This is a genomic window from Salinibaculum salinum (genome assembly GCF_037645885.1).
Taxonomy (GTDB): domain Archaea; phylum Halobacteriota; class Halobacteria; order Halobacteriales; family Haloarculaceae; genus Salinibaculum; species Salinibaculum salinum.
On record NZ_JBBENW010000006.1, the window covers coordinates 24290 to 50805 of the forward strand.

Consider the following 26516-nt stretch of genomic DNA (forward strand, 5'->3'; position numbering starts at 1 on the left):
TCGAGTTGCCTGTCTCAAATAAGCGGTTCGACGAGTTCTCTCCCGGCGGCCAGCAGCTCTTCGGTCTGTTCGGCGCTCCCAGATTCCGCGTAGATACGCATCTTTGGTTCCGTTCCAGACGGGCGGACGAGCAGCCACGTTCCGTCGTCTAGCGCGATTTTGAAGCCGTCGACGGTGTTCACGTCCGCGACGGGGACGCCAGCGACGCTGTCGGGGAGCGCCGGTTCGAGGTCCGCGAGCACGGTCTGCTTTCGGTCGTCGGGACAGTCGACGCTGACACGGTCCTGGTGGATATCACCGTGTGTCTCGAGGATACGGTCGGCGCGGTCGTCGATTGATTCCTCGACTTCCGCGGCAGCGGTGAGCAAGGCGAGAAGCACGCCGTCTTTGTTCCGGAGGTGTGCGGTCACGCCGAAGCCGCCGCTCTCCTCACCACCACAGAGCGCGTCGTGGTCGGCCATCGCTTCGGCGACCCACTTGAACCCGACCGCGGTCTCGTGAACGGTGTGGCCGTGTGCTGCGGCGACACGGTCGACGAGGCTGCTCGTCGAGACGGTCCGGACGGCGTCGCCGGCGTCGCGGTCGAGCAGGTAATCGTAGAGAACGGCGAGATAGACGTTCGGGTCGAGAAAGCCGCGGTCGGGGGTGACGACACCGAGGCGGTCGGCGTCGCCGTCGTTGACGAAGCCGAGTGCGGCATCACCGCTGGTGACTCGTTCGACCGCTTCCTCGGCGCGTTCTGGGACTGGTTCGGGTGGCGTGCCGCCGAACGTGGGGTCGCGGTCACATCGCAGCCGCGAGACGGTCGCGCCGCCGCGTTTGAGGAGTGCGTCGGTGACCCCGCGGCCGCTACCGTGCATCGCGTCGTAGACAATCCGAAGTCCATCGAGGTCCGTCGACACGAACTCGACGGCGTGGTCGCTGAAGGGTGTCACGAGGTCCCGTTCGGCGACACTTCCGTGGTCCGCATGATCGACTGGCTCCGGTTCTGCGAGTCGGGCTTCGAGTGCGTCTGTCACGTCGGGGAGTGCGGGTGACCCGTCTTCGGGGACGAACTTTACGCCGTTGTACTCCGGCGGGTTGTGCGAGGCAGTAATCATCAGACCGCCGGCGTAGCCGCCGTTCCTGACCGTCCAGGCCAGGACCGGTGTCGGGCAGTCCCGTTCGGCGATGGTCACGTCGCGGCCGTTGACGGCGAGGACGCGCGCCAGTTCCTCGCCGAACCCCCGCGAGTGGTCGCGTGCGTCGTAGCCGACGGCGACCGCACCGTCGATTTCTTCGTCGGCCAGATACGTGGCGACAGCTTGCCCGACCATCCTGACGCGGGGTTCGGTGAACTCCTCGAGCGTCGCGCGCCAGCCGTCGGTACCAAACGATATCGCGTCAGCGCCGTCTGCAGCCATGCGACTGTCTGCGTTACGTATGCACTAAAAGACCCACCGTCGCCACATGGGCTCATCGCACTCAGCTGCGTCGCTGGTTGTTGCTCACGGAAGGGGAGCCAGGGGGTCCGCGGAGGCTAGACGTTCACACTCGCCTGGCACGCTGTCTCGCGACCTCGGCGATTCCGGCGTTGGCCGAGCAACTCGGGCACGCGTATATATCGCCGTGTTCGTCGGCGAAGACGCGAGCGAACCGTTCTGAGACGTGCGCGCCGCAGTGATTACACTCTGACATCGTGTTCGGCCGGCGACCCGTCGCCGGCATCAATAGGGAGGGGTGGAACGGGCAATACCATTGTCCCAAATATATTGGGTACGTTCAACTGTCGTTGTACTCGACGAGCGATTCCTTTGCAGCGCGACTGAGTTGCTTGATTTCGTACTCGCGGGACATCGCGTCCGACCGGGTATCGAAGGACTCGACGTGAACCAGTTCGACGGGCGTGCGTCCGCGGGTGTACTTCGCACCCTCGCCGCTGTCGTGTTCGGCCACGCGGCGCTGGACGTTCGTGGTGTACCCCGTATAGAGCGTGTCGTCGGCACACTGCAGGACGTAGACGTAGTGGTCAGTCATCTGTCTGCGGACATACTCGTCATTCGGTTCGTGCAGCGTCCACGCGGCGAGCGATGAGACCGGCCTGTGCGCCGGCGGTAAAGCCTGCGTCGACGTTGACGACAGAGAGTGCGGTACATGACTGGAGCATGCCCGAGAGCGCGGCCTCGCCCTCGCCAGCGTGGCCGTAGCCCGTCGAGACCGGGAGTCCGATGATGGGCACGTCAACGAGGCCGGCCGTGACCGTCGGGAGTGCGCCCTCGCGACCGGCGGCGACGACGAGCACGTCGTGTGCACGCAACTCGTCGAGCCGGTCGGTCAGGCGCGTCAGCGCGGCCACGCCCACGTCGCTGATGCGTTCGACAGTCGCGCCCATCTCCCGGGCGACGGCCGCGGCCTCTCCTGCCGGCACGGCGTCGGAGGTCCCGGCGGTGACGATGCAGACACTCGCATCGAGGTCGGGTTGTTCGAAGTCGGGGCCGTGCGCGACGAGGACGCCCGCGCGGTCGTAGAGTCGGATGCTCGCTGCGGGAAACTCGTCGTCGAGTCGGCGGCGCGTCGCCAGTACCTGCTCGTCGGTGAGACGGGTCGCGATGGCGCGACCGGTCGTTTCGAGACTCGTGGCGACGAGCGTTGCCACTTCGTCTAGCGTTTTGCCGTCGGCGAGAACCGCTTCGGGGACGCCGCTGCGCGTCTCGCGAGCGGCGTCGTAGCGCCCGGCCTCGCTGGTCGCGTAGCCGCTCAGCTTCGCTTCAGCAGTCTCGGGGCTGAGATTGCCTGCGGCGACAGCATCGAGGATATCGCGCATACCGGCTACTGGTTGGCCCCCCACTCTTAAGTGTCGGTCCCATTCGACTGGCTCAAACCCCCGTCAGTACCGGTATGAGCGGTCTGAAACGGGAAAGCTTATAAATCCCCATCTGGAAATCACGCGGTGTATGGCAGACCTAATTGTCAAAGCAGCCGTCAAGGAAGAGCTCGATGATATGAACGTCGCTTCGGACTTCTACGACGCGCTCGACGAGGAAGTCGGGGAACTGCTCGAAGACGCCGCACGACGCGCAGACGAAAACGACCGAAAGACCGTCCAGCCGCGCGACCTGTAAGGCCGGACTCTGCTCGCGTCCCCGCTGTCTCTCCGCGTGAGAGACGGACACGGGAGCATTTCTTTCCGTTTTTACCCGTGAGTAACAGCACTGAGGTCGCTGTACTCCAGGTCGCGATTCGCTCACAACTCCTCGATGCGAACGCGCTCGTCCGTCCCGACGTGAATCTCGTCTGCGAGGTCGACGAAGAGTCCGTGTTCGACGACACCCGGGAGTTCGGCGAGCGCAACCGCCCGCTCGGTGGGGTTCGCGATGGGTCCGAAGTCACAGTCGAGGACGAGATTTCCGTTGTCGGTCACGACAGGACCGTCCTTGCGCTCGGCACGGCGCAGTTCGGGGTCGCTGCCCTGCGCGCGAACCGCGTCGGCGACTGTCTGCCGCGCATCGGGGAGGATTTCGACTGGAACGGGGATGTCGAGTTCGTCGGCGAACTTTCCGTCGTCGACCACGACGAGGAGGCGGTCGGCGGCGGCGTCGACGATTTTCTCGCGGGCGTGTGCTGCCCCACCGCCCTTGATAAGGTGGCCGTCTGCAACCTGGTCGGCCCCGTCGATAGCGATGTCGGGCGTTGACTCGTCCAGCGTGGTGAGCTCGATTCCGGCGTCGTGTGCGAGTTCCCGGGACTGGAAGGACGTGGGAATCCCCTCGATATCGAGTCCGGCATCGACTTCACGACCGAGTGCACGGATAGCGTGGGCGGCCGTCGACCCGGTGCCCAGTCCGACGACCATCCCGTCGTCGACGGCGTCGGCCGCGCTCTCACCGGCCCGTCGTTTCGCGTCCTCGGAACCACCGCGTTTCATATCTCACCTCATCGGGCCCGACCGCAAAAGTCGTCCGGTGGGTATCTCCATTCGGTGCAGTCCTGTTGGTTTGTCCGGTCGCTGCGGCCGACAAGAGTCGAGGCTGACATGCGAGTGACCACTGGAAGCGACCGCCTACTTTTTGGGGTGGCCACCCGCCCACACTGGTATGTTTGGAACGAGCGGCATCCGTGGGCCAGTCGGCGACGAGGTGACGGCAGACCTCGCCCTCGCTGTCGGCCGCGCACTGGGCATCGACACCGACCGTGCCGTCGTCGGCCGCGACCCGCGCGAGAGCGGGCGTCTGCTGACCGACGCACTCACCGCTGGACTCCGCGAGTCGGGAACCGACGTGGTCGACCTGGGGCTGGCGGCGACGCCGACCGTCGGTCGGGCCGTCGCGTGGGAGGACGCCGATGCCGGCGTCTCCATCACCGCCTCACACAACCCGCCACAGGACAACGGTATCAAACTCTGGCAACCGAGCGGACAGGCCTACGACGCAGCACTGCGCGAGCGAATCAGCGAGCGCGTCCGTGAGGACGCCGCCGCGCTCGTCGACTGGAATCAGCTGGGCGACCGGACGGCCGTCGACGCGACCGAGCGCCACCGCGACACGCTGATCGCAGACCTCGAACTCGACCGGTCGCTCTCGGTTGTCGTCGACGTGGGCAACGGAGCGGGCGGGGTGACTGCCGACGCGCTCGATGCGCTGGGCTGTGACGTGGAGACGCTGAACGCTCAGCCCGACGGGTCGTTCCCGGGCCGGCCGAGCGAGCCGACAGCCGAAAACTGCCGGTCGCTGGCGACGCTGGTCGGCGAGAGCGACGCCGACCTCGGTATCGCCCACGACGGCGACGCCGACCGGATGCGCGCGGTGACTGCCGACGGTGACTTTCTCTCTGGCGACGTGCTGCTGGCACTGTTCGGACGGGACGCGGCGGGCGCGGGCGAGCGCGTCGCGGTCCCAGTCGATACGAGTCTCGCCGTTGCAGACTATCTGGCCGAGGCGGATATCGAGACGACGCGAACGCCGGTCGGCGACGTGTACGTCGCGGCGGCGGCCAGCGAGTCGGACGTGGCCTTCGGCGGCGAACCCAGTGGCGCGTGGATCTGGCCCGAGGAGACGCTGTGTCCGGACGGGCCGCTGGCGGCGTGCAAGATAGCGGCGCTGGCCGCCGAGCGACCGCTGGCCGAGCGTGCCGCGGACATCGAGACCTACCCGATTCGGCGGACGAGCGTCGAAGTTGACGAGAAGGCAGCGGTGATGGACCGAATCCGTGCGACAGTTATCGAGCAGTACGACGACGTGTCGACGCTGGACGGCGTTCGCGTTGACCGCGGCAACGGCTGGGTGCTACTGCGGGCGAGCGGCACCCAACCATTGGTCCGAATCACGGCCGAGGCACGCGATGAAGAGCGCGCCGAAGAACTCTTCGGAGAAGCACGGGAGTTGCTCGAATCAGCCCGGTGAGCGGGCGACACACCGCATAACGGCGGGCGACGGACGTGGGAAAATTCGTTATCCGCGTCTGGTCGACCGCGCCTGGCGAACATCCGCCCCATCCCGAATCTTGTCCTCGCACTGTGGACACACCCGCGGCTTGTCTATCCCGTTCGGTGTGAACACACGCGCGTAATCAGCCGTCACAAATGCACCGCAGTTCTGGCATTCCGGCATACACGCAAAGGATGGGGGTCTTCCTTCTTAAGGATTGGTGCTATGGTATTAACCCTCACTTTGGATTCGGCAGTTTCGTGGCAGAGAATCCCACACATGAAATCCCGGACCGGTCTAGAACGTGGCCGTCAGTGTCCCGTCCTCGTCGAGTTCGACGATGCCGTCAAACAGGGAACGGAAATCATCGACGACAGACTCTTCGTGGACTTCGGCGGCGAGGTGGAAGAGACCGACAGCGTCGTGGTCGGCGAGTAGGCTCTGTATCTCCTGAATTGCCTCCCGGGCTTGCTCTTCGTCGGCGTAATAAATCATCTCGGTGATAGAGTCGACGCTGACGCGGCGTTTCCCGTCGGTCTCTGTGAGGAATCGCCGGACCTGGTCGACGATTCCCTCCAGGTCGTCCGGTGAGGAGACGTAGCGGACACTGTCGCTCTTTCGGCGGCTGTATCCCCGCTCGACGGAAAGCGTATCGAGGATCGTCGCTCGCTGTTCGTCGACCTCGTAGTGTTCGAGTTTCTGTTTGACTTCCCGGGCGGTCGTCCGGGTGGAGACGACCAGCAGGTGGTCGGTGTCGGTTTTCAGGAAGTCAGTGTCGACGCGGTCGGTTTCGGCCGTACTCGGGTGGACGAGCAGGATACTGGTCCCGCCGGAGACTGTTTCCGGCGCGTTCTCGATGGCCAGCGAATACTCCATATGCCCGGGAAAGCGGTCGGACTGTCTTAAGAATACGGGTCACTACTCCATCGAGCGCTGTCGTTACACCAGTCGGTCGGTAAATCCTGCCGCGGCAAGTCTGCTCGCCAGTTCCTCACTGTCGACGACGGTCACGCCCAGTTTGTCGGCGCTGGAGTGGGCTCCGCTAGTGACCGTGCCTGTCGTGACCAGCGTCGCTCGGTCGGCCCCACGACTACTGTCCCGCGTCGTCGCACAGCGCCTGACCACCGTCGCACCAACTGCGCCGTTGTCGGGTCGATGGACGGTCCACAGCAGGAGACGCTCGTCTTCGCTGTCACTGTCACCCTCGCGTAGGGCGACGATGTCGTACACCGTCTCCGTCGTCGCGGAAAAGACAGTCGTCGACCAGCCGTTCTCTTCCCAGAGGTCTGCGACCAGTTCTGTCAGCGATGGTTCGTCCAGCTCTCTGAGTGCCCGTCCCACGTCGGTCTGTGGTTCGTCCGAGACTGACCGTGACGGCTCTCCGCTGGTGGCCGCTGTGTCTCGGTCGGATTCGGCGTCTGGTTCGACAACCGTCTCACGCTCGGTAATCGAGTCCGTGCTGTCCAGCGCGGCTCGCTTTTCCCTCTGGCTCCGTTCGGTCGATCCGCCGTCATCCGGTTTCGTGTGCCGCTGAACTGTCGGCGTGCGGTCGACCGACTCGTCGATGCGGTCGCTCGGTCGATTCTCGCCCGCCTCTGCCGATTCACCGTCCTCGTCCGGTGTCGAGTTACGACCGTCAGGGGTGTCGAGTTGGTCGTGCTGGTCGCTGTCGGCGAGTTGGTCAGTGATTGCTGCGACTGATAGCGTCGTCTCGCCGGCGTCAGTCGACGGAGTCACTTCGCCGCGCTGCCGTTTTTCGAGTCCATCCAGCAGATCCGCGATATCGCCGGTCCGCTCCGGTGCAAGTTCTCTGGCGATCTCTCCCGCCCGCTGAAAGTGGTCTTTGGCCCGCTCGTAGGCCTGTCTGGCCGCCCGCTCGCGACCGTTTCTGACGATTTTGTCGCCCGCCGTGGCCCACGCTTCGCCCGCCTCGATGTGTGCATCGATGGCTTCGGTGGTGGCCTCACCTGCCCGCTCCCTGGCACGGTCGCGTTCGACGACGAACCCTCGCTCGCGTTTCCCCCAGTCGAGCGTGACTGCTTCCCGGTAACAGGTCAGCGCCGTCTCCCACTCGGCGGCAGCTTCGTCGGGGTCGTCGGTCGCCATTGCGACCTCGCGGGCGGCCTTCGCGTCGGCCATCGGCGCGACTCGTAGCACTTCCCGCTCTTTGAGAAGTCCCTTTAGCCGCAATTGCAGGGCTTCGTCGGACGGAATCGCCCCCTCTGCCTCCAGCGCTCGCTCGTACTCGGCGGCGCCTCGTTCGTACTCCTCGGCGGCCTGCTCGAAGTCGTGGTCGGCCTTCCAGGCGTTCTGTGCGGCGGCGTGATGGTGCGCTCCTTTCCTCGCGGCAATCTCCTGTTCCAGTTGCCGGAGCCGATCGATAAGGCCGCTCGCCCGCGATTCGAGTGCTTTGGCTGCCCCGTTGCCGACCGACGAGACCCGCTGGCGTGCGGTCGACACGTTCTGCGAGACGTCCGCCAGTACGCCGCGCGCCTCGGTGAACGCCTCCGCCTCGAGAGACTCCCGACTCGCTTCGAGTTGATCGCTGGCCTCGTCGATGAGGCGGCTGGCGTTGGCCCAGGTCTGTGCCGCGTCGTCGACGAACGCGGCCACCGCCGAGACGTCTCCTCGGCAGGCGAACCGAAACTGGTCGGCGTCAACAGTTTCGACGAGCAGCACGCTCTTCATGAACCCGCTTTTTTCGGCGCGGGCTTCAACGATCTCGTCGTGCCTGACGGATTCGAAATGGTCGCCGCTGGCGCGCCCAACGAGATAGAGAACGCGACAGTCGGTTACGACGGCGAGTGCCTGATGGTCGCCATCTGGCCGTTGCGTCCGGTCACTACCCGTGTTCCCGACGCTGACTCCTGATTTCTTGTTACGAAGGGCGTACTGTGGCTGTTCGTAGGGCTTCAGATGCGTTTCTGGCGGGTCCTCGCTCAGATACTGCGTGTCGAACAGACCGCCCGACGTGCTGGTTACCAGCTCGTCGGCCCTGCCGTCTGTGTCTGTCAGATCCCGTATTCGGTCCATGGCCCCTCGCCGGCTTGCACGTCAGTCTCTCCCCAGTCGACCTAAAGACTTCGGCCATCTCGCAACCCACCTGTCCGACTTTTTATATCCGAATCCGCGGCCACCTCGGTCCAATGATACCGAGACCACTTCTGGTCCGTGAGTATCGTGGCTGAGCGTGCCCTCCTTGCCAGCGAACGGGCTGACGGTAGCTACGCCGTTGCAACCTCGCGCTGGGGCGGTACCGACCAAATGCTGGCTGCTGTCTGTGCTGGGATACCACCGTCTGTGTTGCCCACTCTCACCTGGAAGGCACAGCGGGACCGGCCGGACTTTCTATCCGTCGTCGCCACGCTGGACGTGCTGTCGACTGAACTCCTCTATCGTGTCTCCAGTGGAGAGACAACTCCCTTCCTGCCGCTGTGGTTCGGATTACCGCTCGCGTCGACAACTGCCCGTCCGACTGTCGGCGCGCTCGTCGCCATCGAGTCGTTGGCCGACGCCCGAGCGCTTCGCCACTGGTTCCGTTCGCTGAAAGGGAGTCTCGCTGACGAAGTGACAGACAGGTCTCTCTCACTCTCCGTTGTACCACTGATTCTCGTGGCCGCTGTCGCCCACCTCTCTGGTCGGGAACGCTACCTCCTCCCGTTCCCGGGAACGGCCGAGCCTTTATCAACGAACACGAGACCAGACGGCCCGTGACCTGACAACCGTCGCGGCGTGTTTCGCGATCGTGTGGCACGACACGCCGCGAACGCGATGAGCGTTCCGCTCGCAGCTGTGCCACCTGTTCGCTACTACCGACACCACCTACAGTAGTGGCGTTTTAGTATCCAGCCAGTCTACGCTGTGGCGTGATAGACGGTCTACAGACGGTCCAGCAGCCCGACCCCGCCCAGGCCCAGGCACTGGTCACTGACGGTATCGAAACTGACGCCGTCGTGACCCTGTTCGGCCGCTGTACCGTCGACTACGACGGTCGCGCGGCCAGCACACTCGGTCCGGGCGACAGACTGGTCGTTCTCAAACCCGACGGGACGACGCTGGTCCACACCGACGAAGGACAGCAACCGGTCAACTGGCAACCGCCCGGCTGTACTCACGACGTACGTATCGACGACGACGGCCAGCTCGTTCTTCGGAGCGAGCGTTCGACCCCCGAGGAACTGCTCGTCGTCCGGTTCGAGTCGCTCGACCACGCAGGCGCCTTCGCCGGTACTGACCCCAGTGATCTCGACCTCGTCGGAACTGAGGCCGACCTCAAAGACCGCATTCTCGAGGAGCCAGCACTCGTCGAGACTGGATTCGAACCCCGGGTGACAGAGCGCGAAACTCCCGCTGGTGCTGTCGACATCTACGGAGAGGACAGCGACGGCAATGCCGTGGTCGTCGAACTCAAACGACGGCGGGTCGGGCCTGACGCTGTCGGCCAGCTCACTCGCTATGTCGATGCCCTGGAGCGGGATCTCCACGCCGAGACGGACGTGCGGGGTATTCTCGTTGCCCCGTCCGTGACAGACCGCGCCCGGCGATTACTGGCCGAGCGTGGACTCGAATTCGTCTCGCTCGAGCCGGCAGCAGAGCCCTCGCTTTCGGGGGAGTAACTGGAACCGCTTACTGCTGACCGACTGCTTCCAGTTGCGCCGCGAGTATCGCAACTGCATCTCCTGCCGCGTCTAGTTCCTTGGCTGTCAGGCGCGTAAATGGAATCTCGTACACGACTCGATCGGGCCGAATCGTGTACGCGCCCGGCACCTCGACGGTTAACAGCGAATCCCTGATCGTCTCTGTCAGTAGCGCGGCCACGTTTCCCTCCGCGCCAGTGATGACAAAGCGGTCGTCGAGCGCGTCATCACCAGTCCTCACTCCGTTCTTGTCGGTCAGCTCGCTGTCGACGATGCGAACGGTAAAAGAGGTATCGACACCCTCGACGGCCGCGCTGACCTGCGTGTGCTCGGGGGCCAGGAGGCCAGTCACGTCCGTCGTTACTGTGACGGACTGCCCACGAACGATTTGCTGGAGATCGGCGGTGTGGCCGCTCGGGCCGGGGTCGAACGCGGAATCCTCGACCAGCGCCGACCAGTGGCGTCGCTCGCCGAGACCGAGCACGACCAGTCCCGCCACCCAGCAGATGCCTGCTGCGCCCACGATGACCACTGTCGGCAGTATCCCTGTGAGCTGTACGGGGACGGCGAGGAGGCCGAGGAGCAGCGTCCAGCCGGCCTGTCGTACCTTCGTCCCTGTGTACCGCCGCCAGTCTGCCATTGTCGGTGCGTCTCGGTCGGGGACAAAAAGTCTCCCTCTACTCGTCGACCGAGCGCTTGAGTTCGGCCAGCGTGTTCAGCGCCTCCAGTGGCGTCATCGTCGCCACGTCAGCGTCCGCGAGCGTTTCACGGACGCTCGCCGGCAGGCCTTCAGTCTCCTCCTGTCCGGTATCGACGGCGTCGACAGTCACCGACGTATCCGCCTCGTGCCCGTTCGTCCGCTGACTGTTTCCTCCTGGCTGTGCGTTGTCTTCGTCGAGCAGTTCACGCGCTCGGTCGACGACACTCTCAGGAACCCCTGCGGTCGAGGCGACTTCGACGCCGTAGGACGCTGCTGCGGCCCCACGCTCGACGGCGTGGTCGAAGACCACTGCCCCGTCCTCGTGGTGGGTCCGGAAGTGCAGATTGAACACACCGGCGAGGTCGTCGGCGACGGCCGTCAGGTCGTGGTGGTGGGTCGCAAACAGCGTTAGCGCACCCATTTCGTCGTGGATGTGTTCGGTGACTGCCCGAGCGATGGCGAGGCCGTCGGCGGTGCTGGTCCCTCGCCCGACTTCGTCGAGCAGGACGAGCGACCGCTCGGTCGCGTGGTCGAGGATGTCCGCGAGCTCGGTCATCTCGACCATGAACGTCGAGCGACCGCCCGCAATATCGTCGCTTGCGCCGACACGGGTGAACACCCGGTCAACCAGGTCGAGGCGGGCCTCGCTCGCAGGCACGAAACTGCCAGCCTGTGCGAGAATCGCAATCAGTGCCACCTGGCGCATGTAGGTCGACTTCCCGCTCATGTTGGGCCCGGTGATGACCGCGAATCGCTCTGTGGCGTCGAGGTGAGTATCGTTTGGAACGAACGACTCCTCGGTTCGCTCGACGACAGGGTGGCGGCCGTCTTCGATGTGAATACCGTCGATGTCGGGGCCGTCGTCGCTCTCACCGATGACGACCGGCCGGGTGTAGCCGTACTCGGCGGCCACCGTCGCAAACGAGACGAGTACATCGAGTTCGGCAAGTGCGTCTGCAAGCGTCTGTACACGCTCGGACTCCTCTCCGACTACCGCACGTACGTCGGTGAAGATCTCGTACTCGAGCTCGTCGGCGCGACTCTCTGCGCTGAGAATCTCGTCTTCGCGCTCCTTCAGCGCCGGCGTATAGTAGCGCTCGGCGTTCTTGAGCGTCTGCCGGCGCTCGTAGTCATCTGGCACGCTATCGAGGTTGGCATCGGTGACTTCGATGTAGTAGCCGTGGACGGAGTTGTGGCCGACCTTCAGCGAGTCGATGCCGGTCCGCTCGCGCTCGCTGGCTTCCAGGTCGTCTATCCACGCTTTCCCGTCGCGTTCGGTTTCCCGGAGATTCGCCAGCGTCTCGTCGTAGGACGGCTGGACGATGTCGCCCTCCGTAATCTCGCGGGCGGGGTCGGATTTGATAGCGTCGCCAATCAGCGAGCGAACGTCTGCGAGCGGGTCGAGTCGCTCGAAAAGCGACTGGAGTTTCCCGCAGTCGGCGTCGGCTAACTCCTCCCGGAGGTCGGGCACCACGTCGAGTGTCTCCTTCAGCGACCGGAGGTCGCGGGCGTTCGCTCGGCCGCGCGCGATGCGGGAAATGAGTCGCTCGATATCGTACACGTCTCGCAGTCGCTCGTGGAGTCGCTCGCGGGTCTGGACTGCGCCGCGGAGTTCGCCGACAGCGTCGTGACGGGCGGCGATGCGGTCGCGCTCGACGAGTGGCCGGCGTAACCAGTCGGTTAGCTGCCGCCGCCCGAGCGCGCTCGCGGTGTCGTCGACGATATCTGCGAGTGTCACGCCCTCGCGACCGTGGACAGCGCGGCGCTCGAACAGTTCGAGACTGTCGAGGGCGACGGCGTCCAGCAGCATGTACTCGCGGGGGTCGTACCGCGTGAGATGGTTCAGGTAGTCGAGCCGCTCGTTCTCGCCGCTCCGTGCGTACTCTGCGTAGGCCAGCAGTCCGCCGCAGGCCCGAATCTCGTCGTCACTGGCCAGCAGCCGCTCGGGCGCGCCGAAGTACTCGGTGAGCGTTTCTCGGGCGGAATTCAGCTCGAAGACGCTCTCGTCGAACGGACTGATGACACAGGCGTCCGGGAGGACTGCGGGGTCAGTTCCGGGGCCGACGATGGCTTCGGCGGGGTCGAAGCGACTCAGTTCGTCGGCGACGGTCGACTGGTCGCGGTCGCTGGTGGCGTAGAAATCACCGGTCGATACGTCCAGTACGGCGAGCGCGTGTTCGTCGCCGCTGGCGATTGCCGCGACGTAGTTGTTGTCGGCACTCTCGAGGAGTTCATCTTCGGTGAGGGTCCCGGGCGTAACGATGCGCGTGACGGCGCGGTCGACGACGCCGGTCGTCTCCGCGGGGTCCTGTACCTGGTCGGCGACGGCAACGCGATAGCCGGCATCCAGCAGGCGTTCGATGTAGGATTCGGCGTTGTCGATTGGGACGCCAGCCATGGCGTACTGACCGGTCGAATCCTCGCGTTTGGTGAGCGTAATCTCACAGAGTCGTGCAACCTGCTCGGCGGCCTCACAGAACGCCTCGTAGAAATCGCCGACCTGGAAGAGCACGAGCGCCTCGTCGTACTGCTCGCAGAGTTCGAAGTACTGGGCCATCATCGGCGTGAGCTCCTCGCGCCGTTCGGCCATCTTCGTGGGTGGACCCAGTGCCGCGTCCATGGATGTCCGGCAGAGTGCCGGCGGGAAATAGCTTTCAGTTGCGGGTCACTCGAGGTCCGCACCGTTGAATCGGAGATAGCCGAGTACGACGGGGACGACGACCCACGCGGCGAGCAACAGGAAGACGAACCAGTCCTGAACGTAGAAGGGCTGGCCACTGATGTCTGGTACCGTTGCTGACCCGCCAACCGACTCCGTGAGGCGTGGCTGAACGAGCCTGTTGAACAGCCGACTGTACGCCTGTGACGGAGAGATGAATCGCAACAGGTTCTGTACGCTCTCGCTCAGCGAGACATCGAGTCCGGCGTCGGCGATAAAGTTCAACGCAGTAATCAGTCCGCCCCAGAGGCCGGTCGCAAACAGGATAACGACACCGACAGCGGGAGCCATCGCCCGCGTTCGCGTCGTCGACATCGACGAGATCCCGACGGCGATACCGACGAAGGCCAGCCCGAGGAGTGCAGTCAGGCCCATCGTTAGCAGGAAGGACCCGGCTGGGAACCCGTCGTACAGCAGCAGACTCGGCACCAGCGCCACGACGAAGGCGATGACAATCGCGCCGAGGACGACAGCCGTCCGTCCGAGGAACTTCCCCAGGACGATGTCGCGCCGCGACGGCGGGAGGCTGAGCAGGATATTCAACTGTCCCGATTCGCGCTCGCCCGCGATGGAGAGATACGACGCGATAACGGCAGTCAGTGGCACGAAAATACCCGCAACAGGGGTGATAATCGTCACTACGAACTCACCGGGAATGTCGTTGTCCAGCAACCCCGGCACGACGGTAAGCAACAGCACCAGTGCCAGAAAGAGGCCGACGACGCCCCACAGCATGAACGAGCGCCGGGAGTTCTCGAAGTCGTATTTGGCGACGGTGAGCGTCCGGTTCATGCCGGGACCTCCGTCTGTTTGCCGCCGTTCGTGTACGTCGCGAACAGCTCCTCCAGCGAGGCTTCTGACGTTTCGATGTCTTGGATAGTCGCACCGCCTTCACGGACCCGGTCGATGAACGATATCTTCGCGTTCGGGTCAGTGATGGCTGCTTCGATGACGGTGTCCCGTGTTGTGACAGTCGAGACGCCGGGTACGTCCGAGAGGTCGACCGATGGGACGGTGTCGACAGTGAGGGTGAGTGTCGACCCGGTGCCGACCTCGTCGCGGAGGCCGTCGATGGTGTCGACGGCGACGAGTTTGCCCTCTGCGAGGATACCGACGCGGTCACAGACGGCCTGCACCTGTTCGAGGATGTGGCTCGAGAAGAACACTGTCGCACCACGGTCGGCGTGTTCTTCGACGATTTCCCGCATCTCGCGTGCACCGTTGGGGTCGAGTCCGTTCGTCGGTTCGTCGAGGATGAGCAACTCGGGGTCACCGGCGATGGCCATCCCGAGCGCCAGGCGCTGGCGCATCCCCTGCGAGTAGTCACCGGCTTTCCGGTCGGCGTCGTCGCGGTCCAGCCCGACCCGGTCGATGATCGCGTCGGGGTCGTCGCTGGCCTCTTTTAGCTCGATTGCCATCTCGATGTGGCTGCGTCCACTCAGCCGGGGATAGAGGTCGTACCCCTCCGGGAGAACGCCGATTTGCTGGCGTATCGTCGTAGTCTCTGCCTGGGCATCGTGGCCCAGTATCTGTGCACTACCGCTGGTCGGCCGGATGAAATCGAGCAACATGTTGATTGTCGTCGACTTCCCGGCGCCGTTCGGGCCGAGAAAGCCGAAGACTTCGCCCTCTTGAACTGTGAGGTCGAGTCCGTCGACGGCGTAGAGGTCGCGGCCGAACCGTTTCGTGAGGTTATTCGTTTTGATAGCTGTCATATCGGGGACCGTGCACCAGAGTGCTCGCACGCCCCAAATATAACAGTACTGGCATCAATATCGCCTCAATGTAGCAACAAAAACAGCGGGTGTGACCGACCCTACGCGCTCACGTCGACTGTGTGGTCAGACTGGAGCCATGCCGTCTCCTCGTTTCGGTCGTAGATGACCAGATCGCCGTCTTCCGTCTCGATGGCTCCGTACGTCTCCTTCTCGTCCGTGTCGGTCTCTGATTTCATTGTGCTCCTGGGCCGCGTCAGCCCGTTACAGTAAGATAGTGGCTGTAAAGTGAATAAATGTTTCGAGTCTGTGCACATTCTGTGAACGATCCTCTTACTTTCTCCGGGAATAATATCTATCTTCCTGCCTAATTCTGAATATTTTGTAGGTGTTGTTGGGGATATAGCCCACATTTCCAACCGGTGGACTGGGTCATTACCTCTTTGTATGAGCCACTGATAGCGAGTGATATGACCCGAAACGCCGCGCCCGTGACGCCACCGGTCGTGCTGACGATTGCCGGTAGTGACTCCGGTGGCGGTGCCGGTATCCAGGCTGACCTCAAGACTATCGAGGCAGGCGGCGCCTTCGGTACGAGTGCCGTTACGAGTGTCACCGCACAGAATACGACCGGCGTCGAGAGCACGCACGTTCTTCCGACCGAGGAGATCGAAGCACAGTGTATGGCCGTCCGCTCCGACTTCGATGTGGCTGCTATCAAAACAGGGATGCTCGCGACGAGCGATGTCGTCGAACTCGTCACTGACGCGGTCCGGGACAGCGACGCGCCTGCTGTCGTCGACCCGGTGATGGTCGCCACTTCCGGAGACCGACTGCTCGAACCGGCGGCCGAAGCTGCCTACGAGGACCTCGTTGCCGAATCGACGCTGGTGACGCCAAACGCCGACGAGGCGGAGGTACTGACCGGAATCGAAGCGACCGACAGCGCACGCGCACAGCAGGCCGCCGAAGCTCTGGTAGAGATGGGTGCCGACGCGGCACTCGTCAAGGGTGGACACGTCCCCGGTGACGATATCGTCGACGTACTCGCCACCGGGGACAGCATTGAGACGGTGCGTCACACCCGCGTCGACACCGAGGCGACTCACGGCTCCGGCTGTACGCTCTCTTCGGCGATTGCAACCCGGTTGGCACACGGTGACGACCTTTCTGTGGCTGTTCGGACGGGCATCGACCTCCTCGCGCGAGCGGTGCGATACAACCTCGACGTGGGCGAGGGGCCCGGCACAGTTCATCATATGGTGGCCGTCCGCGACCAGGCAGAACGGGACCCGACCGCCGAGCGCGTCGCTGAGGTCGTCGAGCAACTCGTCCGGCGCGACGTGTCTCCGCTCGTTCCCGAAGTCGGCCTGAACGTCGTCGGTGCGACACCGTACGCGGAGGTTCCCACCGAGTGTGCCGCTGTCGAGGGCCGGGTCACGCGCACGCTCGACGGCGTGGCAGCGAACCGTGGCGTCCGATTCGGTGCGTCGACGAACGTCGCGCGCTTCCTGCTCGCTGCCAGAGAGTACGATTCGGACCTGCGGTTTGCGGTCAACTGCCGGTTCGACGATGATATCGAGCGGGCACTCGACGCCCTCGACGGTCCTGTCGCCGAGTACGACCCGTCGAACCGACCAGAGGAGGCCGCCGGACAAACCGTCGAGTGGGCGGCAACAGAGGCGTTTGCAGAACGTGACGAGTCACCGGTTGCCGTGGCCGGCCGTGCTGGCGTCGGATGGGAGCCGACCGTCGTCCTGCTGGCTCCCGACACGGCGACGCTCGCCGACCGGACGGTGACACTACTCGACGCGGTGACCGACGAGGAGTAGCGCCGCGAGCGCGAGGAGCGTCCCGACCAGTCCGAAGCCGGGGCCGCTTCCGCCTGCCGTTTCATCAACGGTGTCGTCGTCGGACTCGTCTGCAGTCTCGCCAGCGCCGTCGGGCGGCGGTCCACCCGCTTCTTCGACGGTCACGTCGACCGACTGGTCGCCAGCGCTGAAGGTCGTCGACCCCAGTTCAGTGAGCCGTACGGTCGTCGTCATTTCAGTGCTGTCGCCGCGAGCGAGGCTAACTTGGCGTTCGAGGAGTGTCTCGCCGTTCTGCTGGAGTGAGACGACACCTGTCGCCGGTATGTCGTCGCCGTTTCCGACAGTTGCGGTTACGCTGACGACGCCGCTCTCCTCAACAGTCGTCCGGTTAGCGGATACGTCTGTGACCGTCGGCGTTGCTGGTTCGGAGACGCGAACGTCGAGACTGTCCGAGCCTGTCGACAGCCGGTAGATGCCGGGGCCATCGAACGGGAACTCGACCGTCTCGACAACCCGTTCGCCGGCGTCTGCGGTCCCAGTGCGGTTGGCGACGGGTGTCCCGTCGCGGGTAACGGTGATGTCGTAGGTGCCAGCCACTCCGCCGACGTTTTCGACCGCGATATCGGCGACGAGCGTCTCGTTGGTGACCAGCCCAGCGTCGGTGATGGTTCCGTTACGGAACGGTCCGTGGGCGCGTAAACCGTCACTGCCGACTGCCGGGAACGTGGCGGTGAACTGTGCCGGCAGGTCGCCGAAGGCCTCGTCGTGGGCGTGCTGGGGCCACATCTCGGGGCCGTCGGTCGTCTCGGTGAACTGCCGGGTTGTGTCGGCGACGCTGGCTCCGCCGGCACGCTCGACGCTCTGGACGAACCGTTGCTGAGTAATCCTCGAATCGTACTCGTTCAGCCGCTGGAAGACGCGCTGAAGTGATGTTTCGCTGTCAGTCGCCAGTCGGATACGGCGGTCGATATCGCCCGCGACAAGCCCGCCCTTGTTGTAGTTCGCAGCGTCGTGCCAGGTGTCGGGGGCGGCAAGCGTCACGTCGTCGAAGCGCCGGTCGGCTCCGACGCCGATAGACGCCGCGAACGCGTCGAAGTCGATACGGCCCTGCTGGAGCGTCAGTTGCGCGCCGTAGTACTCGGCGCTGGCCTCGATAACCCACTGTGTCGCGTTCGTCGTCTCGAAGTTCTGTCTGGTGTGGACGTACTCGTGGACCCAGGTGTTATCGGGCGCGTCGACGCTCCGATTGGCGACGGTGTAGAAGGCGTCGTCACCGCGCTGGAGTCCGCGCACACCCCACGAGACGGAGGTGGGTGCGGCGAACATCGTCACCGTCTCGTCGCGGTCACCGACGCGCAACGCGTCCGAGGCGGCCGCGACCGAGTCGAAGATATCTCTCGGCTCCTCAGTGAGCGCTGCCGCTTCGGGGACGATCAGCCGAAACTGCTGGCCGTGGGCGCTCTCGTTTGTCATCTCGTAGGGGCCGAGATACACCATCGCGTTGCTGCTGACGCCCTCTCCGGCGGTCCTGTTCGTCCGGGTGACCGTCGGTTGTCCCGGGTCTTCGTAGTAACTGTACTCGATGTTCGCCTGTGGTGGGCGCTTGATGAGCGCCCAGTCGCCGGTGTCGGCGTATTTCAAACGACCGTCGTCGGTCGTCTCGTTGACTGACTGGGTGAAGGTCACCGACGGCGCTCGCGTCGACTGGTCGTCTTCCTGCCAGTGTAGCGTCCCGTCGATTCGCTCGAAGCCAGTCTCGTCGACCGTCTCTGCAACCGGTGGTGGATTCGTCACGCTGAGTTCGGGGACGCTCTCCGGGATATCGACCGTCCACCGTACCTCCACCTGTCCGGGTTCACCCGGCGTGAGCCGGTATTTCTGGTCGATATGGATGGTGTTGTCGCTCGTCTGTGTCTGCGGTCCCGTTGCGAGTGCTGACTGCCCAGCACTGTCCGACTCGTTGCTCGATTGCCCCATGTCGAGCACTGGAGCGGTCTGGAGTTCCCGTTCGCTGGGACTGTCGCCCGCGACGGCGGCCCCGCTCGCACTCGCGAGCGCCACCACGAGCGCGACGACCAGACAGACTGTCACACCGTCCTGTCGGTTCATCGGCTGTCCCTTCCGCTGTCTCCCGGATAATTGCTGGGTTGTGTCAGCGCTTCCGATACACACGGCCCAGGACGATGACCACAAGCGCGGCGACGAGCGAGACGATACCGAACCCGTTACCGCTCGTCCCGACTGTCTCAGCCGCGCCCGCCGTTGTCGTTCCCGTCGCCGGTGGCGACGCCGTCGCTGAGGTTACCAGCACCGAGACGGACTGGTTGGCGGCTGTGAACAGGTACCGCTGCTCTGGCGCCACCGACACCGTCGTCGAAATCCGTCTCGACTCGCCGGTATCGAGGCGAACCTGTCTGTCGAGAACCGCCGTTCCGTTCTGCCGTATCGTCAGATTCGCTCTCGCTGGTCTGTCTGCGCTGTTCTCGACGGTGGCGGTCAGTCGAACTGCGCCGCTACCGGTTACCTGCGTCCGGTTGGCAGTCAGTTCCGTCACCGCCGCTGTCGCTGGTTCGCGGACGGTAATCGTGTTACTTTGCTCTCCTGTCGCGAGCCGGAAGCTTCCGGCAGTATCGAAGACTTGCGCGACGGTTCTGGTCGTGCTCGTGCCACCGCGGAGCGTTCCCGTGAGCGTCGCAATCGTCTCCTCGTCCAGCGTCACGGACTGGTTGTAGGTTCCTTCGGTGCCGCCGACGTTGGTGACGTTGATGTCGGCGACGAGTGTCTCGCTGGTGACCAGTGGCTCGGAGCCAAGCGTCCGATTACGGTAGGGGCCACGGACCCGGAGGTCGTCGCCCCCGGACAGCGGTAGCGCGTAGGTGAACCACGCCGGGAGCGGTTCGAATGCAGCCTGGTGCGTCTCCTGTGACCACAGCGATGGCTTTTCCGAGGTGTCAGTGTACTGCTGTGCCGAACGTCGGAGACTGGTTCCACCGACTGCGGTTACGTCGTCGAGGAAACCGGATTGACTGACGGCCGTCGATTGCCGATTGAACCGTCGGAAGACACCCTGAAACGTCTTGCTTCGATTCGTCGTGAGTCGGAGCTGCCGGTCAAGTTCGGCCGTGACGAGCGCACCAGTGTAGTAGTTGGCCCCGGTTCCCGTCCACGTCGTCGGGTCCGAGAGGACGACGGTCGAGAACCGCCGGTAGTTGCCACGCGAGAGGTACTTCCGAAAGTCGTCGAACTCGATGCGGCCCTGTTCGAGCGTCAACAGTCCGGCGTAGTACTCGGCGCTGGCCTCGGTGACCCATCTGGTCTCGTTCGTCGTCTGGAAGCTCTGTCTGGTGTGGACGTACTCGTGAATCCAGACGTTGTTCGGGTCGTCGACGGGTTCGTCGGCCACGGCGTAGAAGTTGCGGTCACCGCTCTGGAGTCCGCGAACCCCCCAGGGTATCGTCTCCGGTGCGGCGAACATCAGCACCTGTCGGTCGCGGGCTCCCACGCGGAGACTCCCGGCGGCGTCAACGACGGTATCGAATACGTCATCTCGATCTGGCGTGAGCGTCGCCGCCTCGGGGACAATGAGTCGAAATCGCTGGTCGTGTGCCGAGCGCGTATACTCTTCGTACGGACCGAGGTAGACCATCGACTGGCCGATGACGCCCTCGCCGGCGGTGGTGTTGGTCCACTCGACGGCCGGTTCGTCACCGCGGCCCCGGAACGAAAACCTCGGCCCTGGTTCCCGTTCGATGAGCGCCCAATCGCCGGCGTCGACGAACAGGTAGCGCCCATCGGCTCCGATGGGACCGCTTACGTCACTGTCAGTCTGGTTGACCGCTGTCGTGTACGTCAGCGTCGGCGTTCGGGTCGACTGTGCAGACCGCTGCCAGACGTAGCCGTCGTCGGTTTTCCTGAATCCATTCCGGCGCGGATTCGTCGCGTCGCTGGGGAGTTGGGTACTGATCTCGTTTACGCTGTCCGGAATCGTGAACGCCCACTGGATGTCGACTCGGCCTGGCTGGTCAGGCGTCAACCGATACTCCTGTTCGACACTGATAGTGTCGGTCTTGGCTGGCGTGGCGGCGACTGCGCCGCTGGTGTTGGCAGCCGTCGTATCCTCGGCTGTCTCGATCTCGACTGTCACATCTTCAGCGGTCGCGTCCGGTTGGTGTTTTCCCTCGGCGACGACCATCGTTGCCGCTGTCGTCGTCCCACTGCCGTCGGCTGTTGTGATACCGACACCGACGATCAAAAGCGAAAGTGCGACGACGAGTAGTGCTCCCAGCCGAACCGTCCCTCGACCCATTGCCCCCTGTTACTGTTACTGTGAGAAAAGGCTTCAGGCCAGTATCCTCTCGATATCTGGTACCATACCAGCCAGTACGAGGGCACAATCCACACTGAAGTGTACGGACGAACCATCCGAGTCCGGTTGTCGGTTGAAGAGTCTCTGCTGGCACTGTCTTCTACCCTACGTAGTTGTAACTATATTCAATCGATTGGACTCTCTGTTTTCATCTATATGATTGGTTATGGTGGGTCAAATCACTCTATGACTGCTCGTACACCAGAACGTATAATTGTGTGCAGCATATTCGGTTGAACAATGGCTCAATCGACGGCGCGTCTGGAACGGTATCTGGAAGACGAACTCGGGGAGTGTCGAAGCGAGGATGTCGACAGGCGTCTCGACGAACTCGGGGCGCTGGAGGCGGCGCTCGGACCGTCCCGGGTCGAGACGGAACTCGACGTACTGTCGGCACTGGCAAACGAGACACGCCTGACGCTCGTCCGTTCACTCGTGGCCGCGAAGGGTGAGTTGTGCGTCTGTGAACTCGACGCGCTCGTCGACGTGAGCGAGAGCGCAATCAGTCACGCACTCTCGACCCTGAGTGAAGCCGGGCTGGTCTCGGGGCGCAAGGACGGCCGCTGGAAAAAATACCGCGCGACCAACCGCGCCGTCGCGCTGGTGACTGTCCTCGACGGAGGCATCGGCGATGAGTAACGTCGCACACGAGCACGGCCCGGACTGCGAGTGTGAGAGTTGCGGGGACCCGCGCTCGATGGACTTTCTCGACAAGTATCTCACCGTCTGGATTTTCGGCGCGATGGCCGTCGGCGTCGGACTCGGCTTCGTCGCGCCGTCCGTGACGGCTCCGATTCAGGACCTCCACCTCGTCGAAATCGGACTGATTCTGATGATGTACCCGCCGCTTGCGAAAGCCGACTACTCGCAGCTCCGGACGGTGTTCAGCAACTGGCGCGTGCTCGGACTGAGCCTGATACAGAACTGGCTCATCGGACCGACGCTGATGTTCAGTCTGGCGGTCATCTTCTTCAGCGGGCTCGTTCCCGGCCTGCCGGCTCGACCGGAGTACTTCCTCGGACTCATCTTCATCGGGATGGCCCGCTGTATCGCGATGGTCCTGGTCTGGAACGAACTCGCGGAGGGCTCGACCGAATACGTCACGGGGCTGGTCGCGTTCAACAGCCTCTTTCAGATTATCACCTACGGCGTGTACGTCTGGTTCTTCGCGCTCTTTCTCCCGCCGTTGCTCGGCATGGAGTCGCTCGTCGCCGGCATCACCACGTTCGATATCACGCCGATGCAGGTGTTCGAAGCCATCGTCATCTTCCTCGGGATTCCGTTCGCCGGCGGTTTCCTGACTCGCTACGTCGGGACCCGCGCCAAGAGCGAAACCTGGTACGACGAGCAGTTCGTCCCGAAAATCGACCCGCTGACGCTCGTTGCCCTCCTCTTTACCGTTATCGTGATGTTCGCGACGCAGGGCGAGAACATCGTCGCCGCGCCCGCCGACGTGTTGCTCATCGCTGTCCCGCTGACCATCTACTTCGTCGTGATGTTCCTGGTGAGCTTCGGGATGGGCAAGGGCATCGGTGCCGACTACTCGACGACGACAGCAATCGGCTTCACCGCCGCCTCGAACAACTTCGAACTGGCAATCGCCGTCGCCGTCGCGGTCTTCGGCGTCGGCTCCGGCGTCGCCTTCACGACCGTCGTCGGCCCGCTCATCGAAGTGCCCGTCCTGCTGGCACTGGTTAACGTCGCGCTGTACTTCCAGCGGAAGTTCGACTGGAGCGGCGCAACGACTGGCAGTCTCGACACGACGACCGACCCCGCGACTGACGACGATTAAGAAAGATGACAGCAGCCACAGACTCCGACGACCCGATTCGCATCGCATTCATGTGCGTCCAGAACGCCGGCCGCTCTCAGATGTCGACGGCCTTCGCCGAGCGCGAACGCGACCGCCGCGATCTCGGCGACCGCGTCGAGATTCTGACCGGCGGGACCGACCCCGCCGACAGTGTCCACGAGGAAGTTGTCGACGTGATGGCCGAGGAAGGGTTCGACCTCTCGGAGCGCCAGCCCCGCGAAATCACGCTCGATGAACTCCGGTCGTGTGACTACGTCGCGACGATGGGCTGCTCGACGCTCGATGTCGGCGACGTTGGCGAGTCCGTCGACGTGCGCGACTGGGCGCTGCCCGACCCCGACGGTCAGGACATGGACTCCGTCCGCGAGATACGCGACGAAATCGAGGGGCGCGTCACGGCGCTGTTCGACGAACTCGACGACGCCGCGACGTAGCGACCGCGCCGATTTACACTGAAACCACGGCGGGACCCACAGCGTTTTAACCAGAGACGCACCCAGAGAGGAGTATGACTGCCGAGGGTATCGTCGGGGAGTTTTTCTCGCTCACAGAGGAGACCGACGCCGATCTGCTGGCGATGCAGTGTGGCGATTTCTACGAGTTCTTCGGCGAGGACGCCGAACGAGTTGCCGACGAACTCGACCTGAAAGTCTCCCAGAAATCCTCACACGGCTCTTCATATCCGATGGCTGGTGTCCCCCTCGACGAACTCACGCCGTACGTCTCCGCGCTGGTCGAGCGCGGCTACCGCGTCGCCGTCGCCGACCAGTACGAGACCGACGACGGCCACGCCCGCGAGATTACCCGCGTCGTGTCACCCGGCACCCTGTTAGAGACGACAGACGCCGAGGCGCAGTATCTTGCGGCCGTCGTCCGCGACAGCGAGACGACCTACGGTATCGCTTTCGCCGACGTGACGACCGGCCGGTTTCACGTCACGGAGCTGTCGGGGGAAGACGCCCGTGACCGTCTGCTGACGGAACTCTACCGATTTGCACCCGTCGAGATTCTGCCCGGGCCGGACGTGCGCGGTGACGACCCGCTGTTGAACCGACTGCGCGACCGGACCGACGCGCTGCTGACGCTGCACACCACCGAAGCCTTCGCACCGGGTCGCGCTCGGCACCGCGTGCGCGAGCAGTTCGGCAGCGAGACCCTCGAAAGCGTGGGCGTCGCCGAACAGGAAGCTGCGGTCCGTGCGGCCGGCGGGATTCTCTCGTACGTCGAGGAGACGGGTGCGGGTGTGCTGGCGTCGATGACCCGTCTCCAGGCCCACGGCGGCGGGAACCACGTCGAACTCGACGCGACGACACAGCGCAATCTGGAACTCACCGAGACGATGCAGGGTGACCGCTCGGGGTCGCTCGTCGACACCATCGACCACACCGTCACCAGCGCGGGGTCGCGGCTGGTGACCGAGTGGCTCCAGCGGCCGCTACAAGCGCGTGGCGAACTGGAGCGCCGTCAGTCGGCCGTCGCCGCGCTCACCGAGGCGGCGATGGCCCGCGAACAGTTGCGAGAACTGCTCGACGGCGCGTACGACCTCGAACGACTCGCCGCCCGTTCCACGTCGGGGAGTGCCGACGCGCGCGACCTGCGAGCGGCCCAGTCGACGCTCGCGCTCCTTCCGGACCTTGCCGATCTGGTCGACGAGACGGCGCGCTTTGCCGACAGCGCGCTTGCTGATATCGTTTCCCGGCCGGACCACGATGCTGTCGCCGATCTCGCCGGTGAACTGGACGCTGCGCTCGTCGAGGACCCGCCGGGGACCATCACACAGGGTGATATCATCCGCAAGGGGTACGACGACGAACTCGACGAAATAATCGAGCGCCACGAATCGGCGCTGGAGTGGCTGGACACGCTCCCCGAACGGGAGAAAGAGCGGACCGGTATCACCCACCTCTCGGTCGACCGCAACAGGACCGACGGCTACTACATCCAGGTCGGCAAGAGCGAAACCGACGCCGTCCCCGAAGAATACGAGCAGATCAAGACGCTGAAAAACTCCGAGCGGTACACGATTCCGGAACTGGACGAGCGCGAGCGCGAGGTGTTGCGCCTCGAAGAGCAGCGCCACGAACTCGAACGGGAACTGTTCGAGCGCGTGCGCGAGCGAGTGGCCGCGGACGCCGAACTGTTGCAGGATGTCGGTCGCGCGCTCGCCCGGACGGACGCGCTGGCGAGTCTCGCGTCGCACGCGGTCCGCAACGACTGGACGCGCCCGGAACTCACCGACGGGCGGGAACTGGACATCGAGGCGGGGCGACACCCCGTCGTCGAGCAGACCACCGACTTTGTCCCCAACGACCTCCGGATGAGCGACGAACGGCAGTTCTGTATCGTCACCGGCCCCAACATGAGTGGGAAGTCGACCTACATGCGCCAGGCGGCGCTCGTCACGCTGCTGGCGCAGGTTGGTAGTTTCGTGCCTGCTCACTCGGCCCGTCTCGGACTGGTCGACGGTATCTACACCCGCGTCGGCGCGCTGGACGAACTCGCCCAGGGGCGCTCGACGTTCATGGTCGAGATGCAGGAACTCTCGAACATCCTCCACTCCGCCACCGAAGAGTCGCTCGTCATTCTCGACGAGGTCGGTCGGGGCACGGCGACGTACGACGGCATCTCCATCGCGTGGGCGGCCACCGAGTATCTGCACAACACCGTCCGCGCGAAGACACTCTTTGCGACACACTACCACGAACTCACGACGCTCGCCGACCACCTCGAACGGGTCCACAACGTCCACGTGGCTGCTGATGAGTCCGACGGCGACGTGACCTTCCTTCGGACAGTCAGAGACGGGCCGACCGACCGGTCTTACGGAATTCACGTCGCGGACCTGGCGGGTGTTCCTGAACCCGTCGTCGACCGCTCGCGGGACGTACTCGACCGCCTCCGCGAGGAGAAGGCAATCGAGGCGAAAGGTGGCGACAGCGAACCGGTCCAGGCGGTCTTCGACCTCTCTGCCGGGGAGTTTCAGGGTGGTACTGCCGAAAGTGGTGGTGCAAGCGACACAACAGCGGGTTCAGACGACGGAGCGGCCGCGGATGGCGGGTCACGCGGTGATCGCCTGACCGATCAGTACGGCGAGGACGCCGAGACGGTGCTAACGACGCTCGCGGACCTCGATGTCAACGAAACACCACCGGTCGAGCTGATGGCGAAAGTACAGGAGTTACAGAGCCGACTCGACACCGACGAGTAGCGGGCGTACCCGGTAATCGCTGCCTTTCTTGCAGATGGTCTCTTGTGGAGTGAGTCGACCATCTAGTACCGAAATTACTCCGGGAGAGGGGTGGCTTACCCATAGAGCGTGGCTCGATACTGCCTTTATTACAACATCTGTTCGG

Annotated in this window: 24 protein-coding genes; 9 read left to right on the forward strand and 15 right to left on the reverse strand. The window is 64.1% G+C overall.

The genetic code is table 11. From position 1 onward, the window contains the following. Positions 1-14: 14 nt before the first annotated feature. The 4 genes from WDJ60_RS07145 to larB form a co-directional block, all read right to left on the reverse strand. Positions 15-1403 carry a phosphohexomutase domain-containing protein gene (locus WDJ60_RS07145; protein ID WP_340099540.1) on the reverse strand — a complete coding sequence of 463 codons (1389 nt, stop codon included), beginning with the start codon at positions 1401-1403 and terminating at the stop codon, positions 15-17. A gap of 124 nt (positions 1404-1527) precedes the next feature. Beyond that, on the reverse strand, positions 1528-1677 hold the full coding sequence (locus WDJ60_RS18895; protein ID WP_465269217.1) for a DUF7563 family protein: 150 nt from the start codon (positions 1675-1677) through the stop codon (positions 1528-1530). 84 nt (positions 1678-1761) lie between these two features. Then, a complete protein-coding gene (locus WDJ60_RS07150) occupies positions 1762-2016 on the reverse strand; it encodes a GIY-YIG nuclease family protein (protein WP_340099542.1) in 255 nt (84 codons plus the stop codon). 19 nt (positions 2017-2035) lie between these two features. Then, positions 2036-2803: a nickel pincer cofactor biosynthesis protein LarB gene (gene larB / locus WDJ60_RS07155; RefSeq protein WP_340099544.1), complete on the reverse strand. Its 768-nt coding sequence runs from the start codon at positions 2801-2803 to the stop codon at positions 2036-2038. A 130-nt stretch (positions 2804-2933) separates the two neighbouring features. Here larB and WDJ60_RS07160 point away from each other — a divergent pair, with 130 nt between their 5' ends. Beyond that, on the forward strand, positions 2934-3101 hold the full coding sequence (locus WDJ60_RS07160; RefSeq protein WP_302082779.1) for a DUF1931 domain-containing protein: 168 nt from the start codon (positions 2934-2936) through the stop codon (positions 3099-3101). Between the two features lie 122 nt (positions 3102-3223). On the opposite strand, the gene rpiA is transcribed toward WDJ60_RS07160, so the two are convergent. Next, entirely contained in the window at positions 3224-3904 is a 681-nt protein-coding gene (gene rpiA, locus WDJ60_RS07165; RefSeq protein ID WP_340099551.1) for a ribose-5-phosphate isomerase RpiA, read from the reverse strand. Positions 3905-4073: 169 nt separating this feature from the next. Between rpiA and glmM the strand changes: the two genes are divergently transcribed. After that, positions 4074-5378, forward strand: coding sequence for a phosphoglucosamine mutase (glmM, locus tag WDJ60_RS07170; RefSeq protein WP_340099554.1), 1305 nt, complete (start codon positions 4074-4076; stop codon positions 5376-5378). 48 nt (positions 5379-5426) lie between these two features. Here the strand turns inward: glmM and WDJ60_RS18900 are convergent, their stop codons facing one another. The 3 genes from WDJ60_RS18900 to WDJ60_RS07180 all read right to left on the reverse strand — a co-directional run bounded on the left by WDJ60_RS18900 (position 5427) and on the right by WDJ60_RS07180 (position 8435). Then, positions 5427-5585, reverse strand: a complete 159-nt coding sequence (locus WDJ60_RS18900; RefSeq protein ID WP_436900536.1) for a DUF7563 family protein — start codon at positions 5583-5585, stop codon at positions 5427-5429. 114 nt (positions 5586-5699) lie between these two features. Then, complete coding sequence (locus WDJ60_RS07175) at positions 5700-6278, reverse strand: DUF7090 family protein (RefSeq protein ID WP_340099557.1); 579 nt, start codon at positions 6276-6278, stop codon at positions 5700-5702. A gap of 63 nt (positions 6279-6341) precedes the next feature. Continuing rightward, positions 6342-8435, reverse strand: a complete 2094-nt coding sequence (locus tag WDJ60_RS07180) for a restriction endonuclease (protein WP_340099559.1) — start codon at positions 8433-8435, stop codon at positions 6342-6344. Positions 8436-8573: 138 nt separating this feature from the next. Here WDJ60_RS07180 and WDJ60_RS07185 point away from each other — a divergent pair, with 138 nt between their 5' ends. Together WDJ60_RS07185 and nucS are read left to right on the forward strand one after the other, a co-directional pair. Further along, positions 8574-9116 carry a hypothetical protein gene (locus WDJ60_RS07185; protein WP_340099561.1) on the forward strand — a complete coding sequence of 181 codons (543 nt, stop codon included), beginning with the start codon at positions 8574-8576 and terminating at the stop codon, positions 9114-9116. 155 nt (positions 9117-9271) lie between these two features. Beyond that, positions 9272-10018: an endonuclease NucS gene (gene nucS / locus WDJ60_RS07190; protein WP_340099929.1), complete on the forward strand. Its 747-nt coding sequence runs from the start codon at positions 9272-9274 to the stop codon at positions 10016-10018. 10 nt (positions 10019-10028) lie between these two features. Here nucS and WDJ60_RS07195 read toward each other — a convergent pair whose 3' ends face one another. The 5 genes from WDJ60_RS07195 to WDJ60_RS07215 all read right to left on the reverse strand — a co-directional run bounded on the left by WDJ60_RS07195 (position 10029) and on the right by WDJ60_RS07215 (position 15412). Further along, entirely contained in the window at positions 10029-10679 is a 651-nt protein-coding gene (locus tag WDJ60_RS07195) for a hypothetical protein (protein WP_340099563.1), read from the reverse strand. A gap of 37 nt (positions 10680-10716) precedes the next feature. Continuing rightward, positions 10717-13359 (reverse strand): DNA mismatch repair protein MutS, encoded by a 2643-nt coding sequence (mutS, locus tag WDJ60_RS07200; RefSeq protein WP_340099566.1) that lies wholly within the window; start codon positions 13357-13359, stop codon positions 10717-10719. 45 nt (positions 13360-13404) lie between these two features. Continuing rightward, positions 13405-14250: an ABC transporter permease subunit gene (locus WDJ60_RS07205; protein ID WP_340099569.1), complete on the reverse strand. Its 846-nt coding sequence runs from the start codon at positions 14248-14250 to the stop codon at positions 13405-13407. After that, positions 14247-15173 (reverse strand): ABC transporter ATP-binding protein, encoded by a 927-nt coding sequence (locus WDJ60_RS07210; protein WP_340099571.1) that lies wholly within the window; start codon positions 15171-15173, stop codon positions 14247-14249. Before WDJ60_RS07210 ends, WDJ60_RS07205 begins: the two co-directional genes overlap by 4 nt. 101 nt (positions 15174-15274) lie before the next feature. After that, a complete protein-coding gene (locus WDJ60_RS07215; RefSeq protein WP_340099574.1) occupies positions 15275-15412 on the reverse strand; it encodes a DUF7331 family protein in 138 nt (45 codons plus the stop codon). A 231-nt stretch (positions 15413-15643) separates the two neighbouring features. Between WDJ60_RS07215 and thiD the strand changes: the two genes are divergently transcribed. After that, a complete protein-coding gene (gene thiD / locus WDJ60_RS07220; protein WP_340099576.1) occupies positions 15644-17005 on the forward strand; it encodes a bifunctional hydroxymethylpyrimidine kinase/phosphomethylpyrimidine kinase in 1362 nt (453 codons plus the stop codon). Here the strand turns inward: thiD and WDJ60_RS07225 are convergent. After that, a complete protein-coding gene (locus WDJ60_RS07225; protein ID WP_340099579.1) occupies positions 16976-19093 on the reverse strand; it encodes a M61 metallopeptidase family protein in 2118 nt (705 codons plus the stop codon). The two genes, thiD and WDJ60_RS07225, sit on opposite strands and share 30 nt — an antisense overlap. Positions 19094-19136: 43 nt before the next feature. After that, a complete protein-coding gene (locus tag WDJ60_RS07230; RefSeq protein ID WP_340099580.1) occupies positions 19137-21290 on the reverse strand; it encodes a M61 metallopeptidase family protein in 2154 nt (717 codons plus the stop codon). 300 nt (positions 21291-21590) lie between these two features. On the opposite strand from WDJ60_RS07230, the gene WDJ60_RS07235 reads away from it, so the two are divergent. The 4 genes from WDJ60_RS07235 (at position 21591) to mutS (WDJ60_RS07250) (ending at position 26371) form a co-directional block, all read left to right on the forward strand. Beyond that, positions 21591-21989, forward strand: a complete 399-nt coding sequence (locus WDJ60_RS07235) for an ArsR/SmtB family transcription factor (protein ID WP_340099583.1) — start codon at positions 21591-21593, stop codon at positions 21987-21989. Next, positions 21982-23142 (forward strand): ACR3 family arsenite efflux transporter, encoded by a 1161-nt coding sequence (gene arsB, locus WDJ60_RS07240; RefSeq protein WP_340099585.1) that lies wholly within the window; start codon positions 21982-21984, stop codon positions 23140-23142. Before WDJ60_RS07235 ends, arsB begins: the two co-directional genes overlap by 8 nt. A gap of 5 nt (positions 23143-23147) precedes the next feature. After that, the gene (locus WDJ60_RS07245) at positions 23148-23597 is read left to right on the forward strand and encodes a low molecular weight phosphatase family protein (RefSeq protein WP_340099587.1); all 450 of its coding nucleotides are present in this window, start codon (positions 23148-23150) and stop codon (positions 23595-23597) included. Positions 23598-23671: 74 nt separating this feature from the next. Then, complete coding sequence (gene mutS / locus WDJ60_RS07250; RefSeq protein WP_340099590.1) at positions 23672-26371, forward strand: DNA mismatch repair protein MutS; 2700 nt, start codon at positions 23672-23674, stop codon at positions 26369-26371. Positions 26372-26516 lie beyond the last annotated feature (145 nt).

Excerpts from the sequence above, each read along its gene's own strand:
- larB (WP_340099544.1), bottom strand. The coding sequence starts at position 2,803 with ATGCGCGATATCCTCGATGCTGTCGCCGCAGGCAATCTCAGCCCCGAG.
- mutS (WP_340099566.1), bottom strand. The coding sequence starts at position 13,359 with ATGGACGCGGCACTGGGTCCACCCACGAAGATGGCCGAACGGCGCGAG.
- WDJ60_RS07210 (WP_340099571.1), bottom strand. The coding sequence starts at position 15,173 with ATGACAGCTATCAAAACGAATAACCTCACGAAACGGTTCGGCCGCGAC.
- WDJ60_RS18895 (WP_465269217.1), bottom strand. The coding sequence starts at position 1,677 with ATGTCAGAGTGTAATCACTGCGGCGCGCACGTCTCAGAACGGTTCGCT.
- WDJ60_RS07230 (WP_340099580.1), bottom strand. The coding sequence starts at position 21,290 with ATGGGTCGAGGGACGGTTCGGCTGGGAGCACTACTCGTCGTCGCACTT.
- WDJ60_RS18900 (WP_436900536.1), bottom strand. The coding sequence starts at position 5,585 with ATGCCGGAATGCCAGAACTGCGGTGCATTTGTGACGGCTGATTACGCG.
- WDJ60_RS07205 (WP_340099569.1), bottom strand. The coding sequence starts at position 14,250 with ATGAACCGGACGCTCACCGTCGCCAAATACGACTTCGAGAACTCCCGG.
- arsB (WP_340099585.1), top strand. The coding sequence starts at position 21,982 with ATGAGTAACGTCGCACACGAGCACGGCCCGGACTGCGAGTGTGAGAGT.
- WDJ60_RS07160 (WP_302082779.1), top strand. The coding sequence starts at position 2,934 with ATGGCAGACCTAATTGTCAAAGCAGCCGTCAAGGAAGAGCTCGATGAT.
- WDJ60_RS07235 (WP_340099583.1), top strand. The coding sequence starts at position 21,591 with ATGGCTCAATCGACGGCGCGTCTGGAACGGTATCTGGAAGACGAACTC.
- WDJ60_RS07175 (WP_340099557.1), bottom strand. The coding sequence starts at position 6,278 with ATGGAGTATTCGCTGGCCATCGAGAACGCGCCGGAAACAGTCTCCGGC.
- WDJ60_RS07145 (WP_340099540.1), bottom strand. The coding sequence starts at position 1,403 with ATGGCTGCAGACGGCGCTGACGCGATATCGTTTGGTACCGACGGCTGG.
- WDJ60_RS07150 (WP_340099542.1), bottom strand. The coding sequence starts at position 2,016 with ATGACTGACCACTACGTCTACGTCCTGCAGTGTGCCGACGACACGCTC.
- rpiA (WP_340099551.1), bottom strand. The coding sequence starts at position 3,904 with ATGAAACGCGGTGGTTCCGAGGACGCGAAACGACGGGCCGGTGAGAGC.
- thiD (WP_340099576.1), top strand. The coding sequence starts at position 15,644 with ATGACCCGAAACGCCGCGCCCGTGACGCCACCGGTCGTGCTGACGATT.
- WDJ60_RS07215 (WP_340099574.1), bottom strand. The coding sequence starts at position 15,412 with ATGAAATCAGAGACCGACACGGACGAGAAGGAGACGTACGGAGCCATC.
- WDJ60_RS07180 (WP_340099559.1), bottom strand. The coding sequence starts at position 8,435 with ATGGACCGAATACGGGATCTGACAGACACAGACGGCAGGGCCGACGAG.
- WDJ60_RS07245 (WP_340099587.1), top strand. The coding sequence starts at position 23,148 with ATGACAGCAGCCACAGACTCCGACGACCCGATTCGCATCGCATTCATG.
- glmM (WP_340099554.1), top strand. The coding sequence starts at position 4,074 with ATGTTTGGAACGAGCGGCATCCGTGGGCCAGTCGGCGACGAGGTGACG.
- mutS (WP_340099590.1), top strand. The coding sequence starts at position 23,672 with ATGACTGCCGAGGGTATCGTCGGGGAGTTTTTCTCGCTCACAGAGGAG.
- WDJ60_RS07225 (WP_340099579.1), bottom strand. The coding sequence starts at position 19,093 with ATGAACCGACAGGACGGTGTGACAGTCTGTCTGGTCGTCGCGCTCGTG.
- WDJ60_RS07195 (WP_340099563.1), bottom strand. The coding sequence starts at position 10,679 with ATGGCAGACTGGCGGCGGTACACAGGGACGAAGGTACGACAGGCCGGC.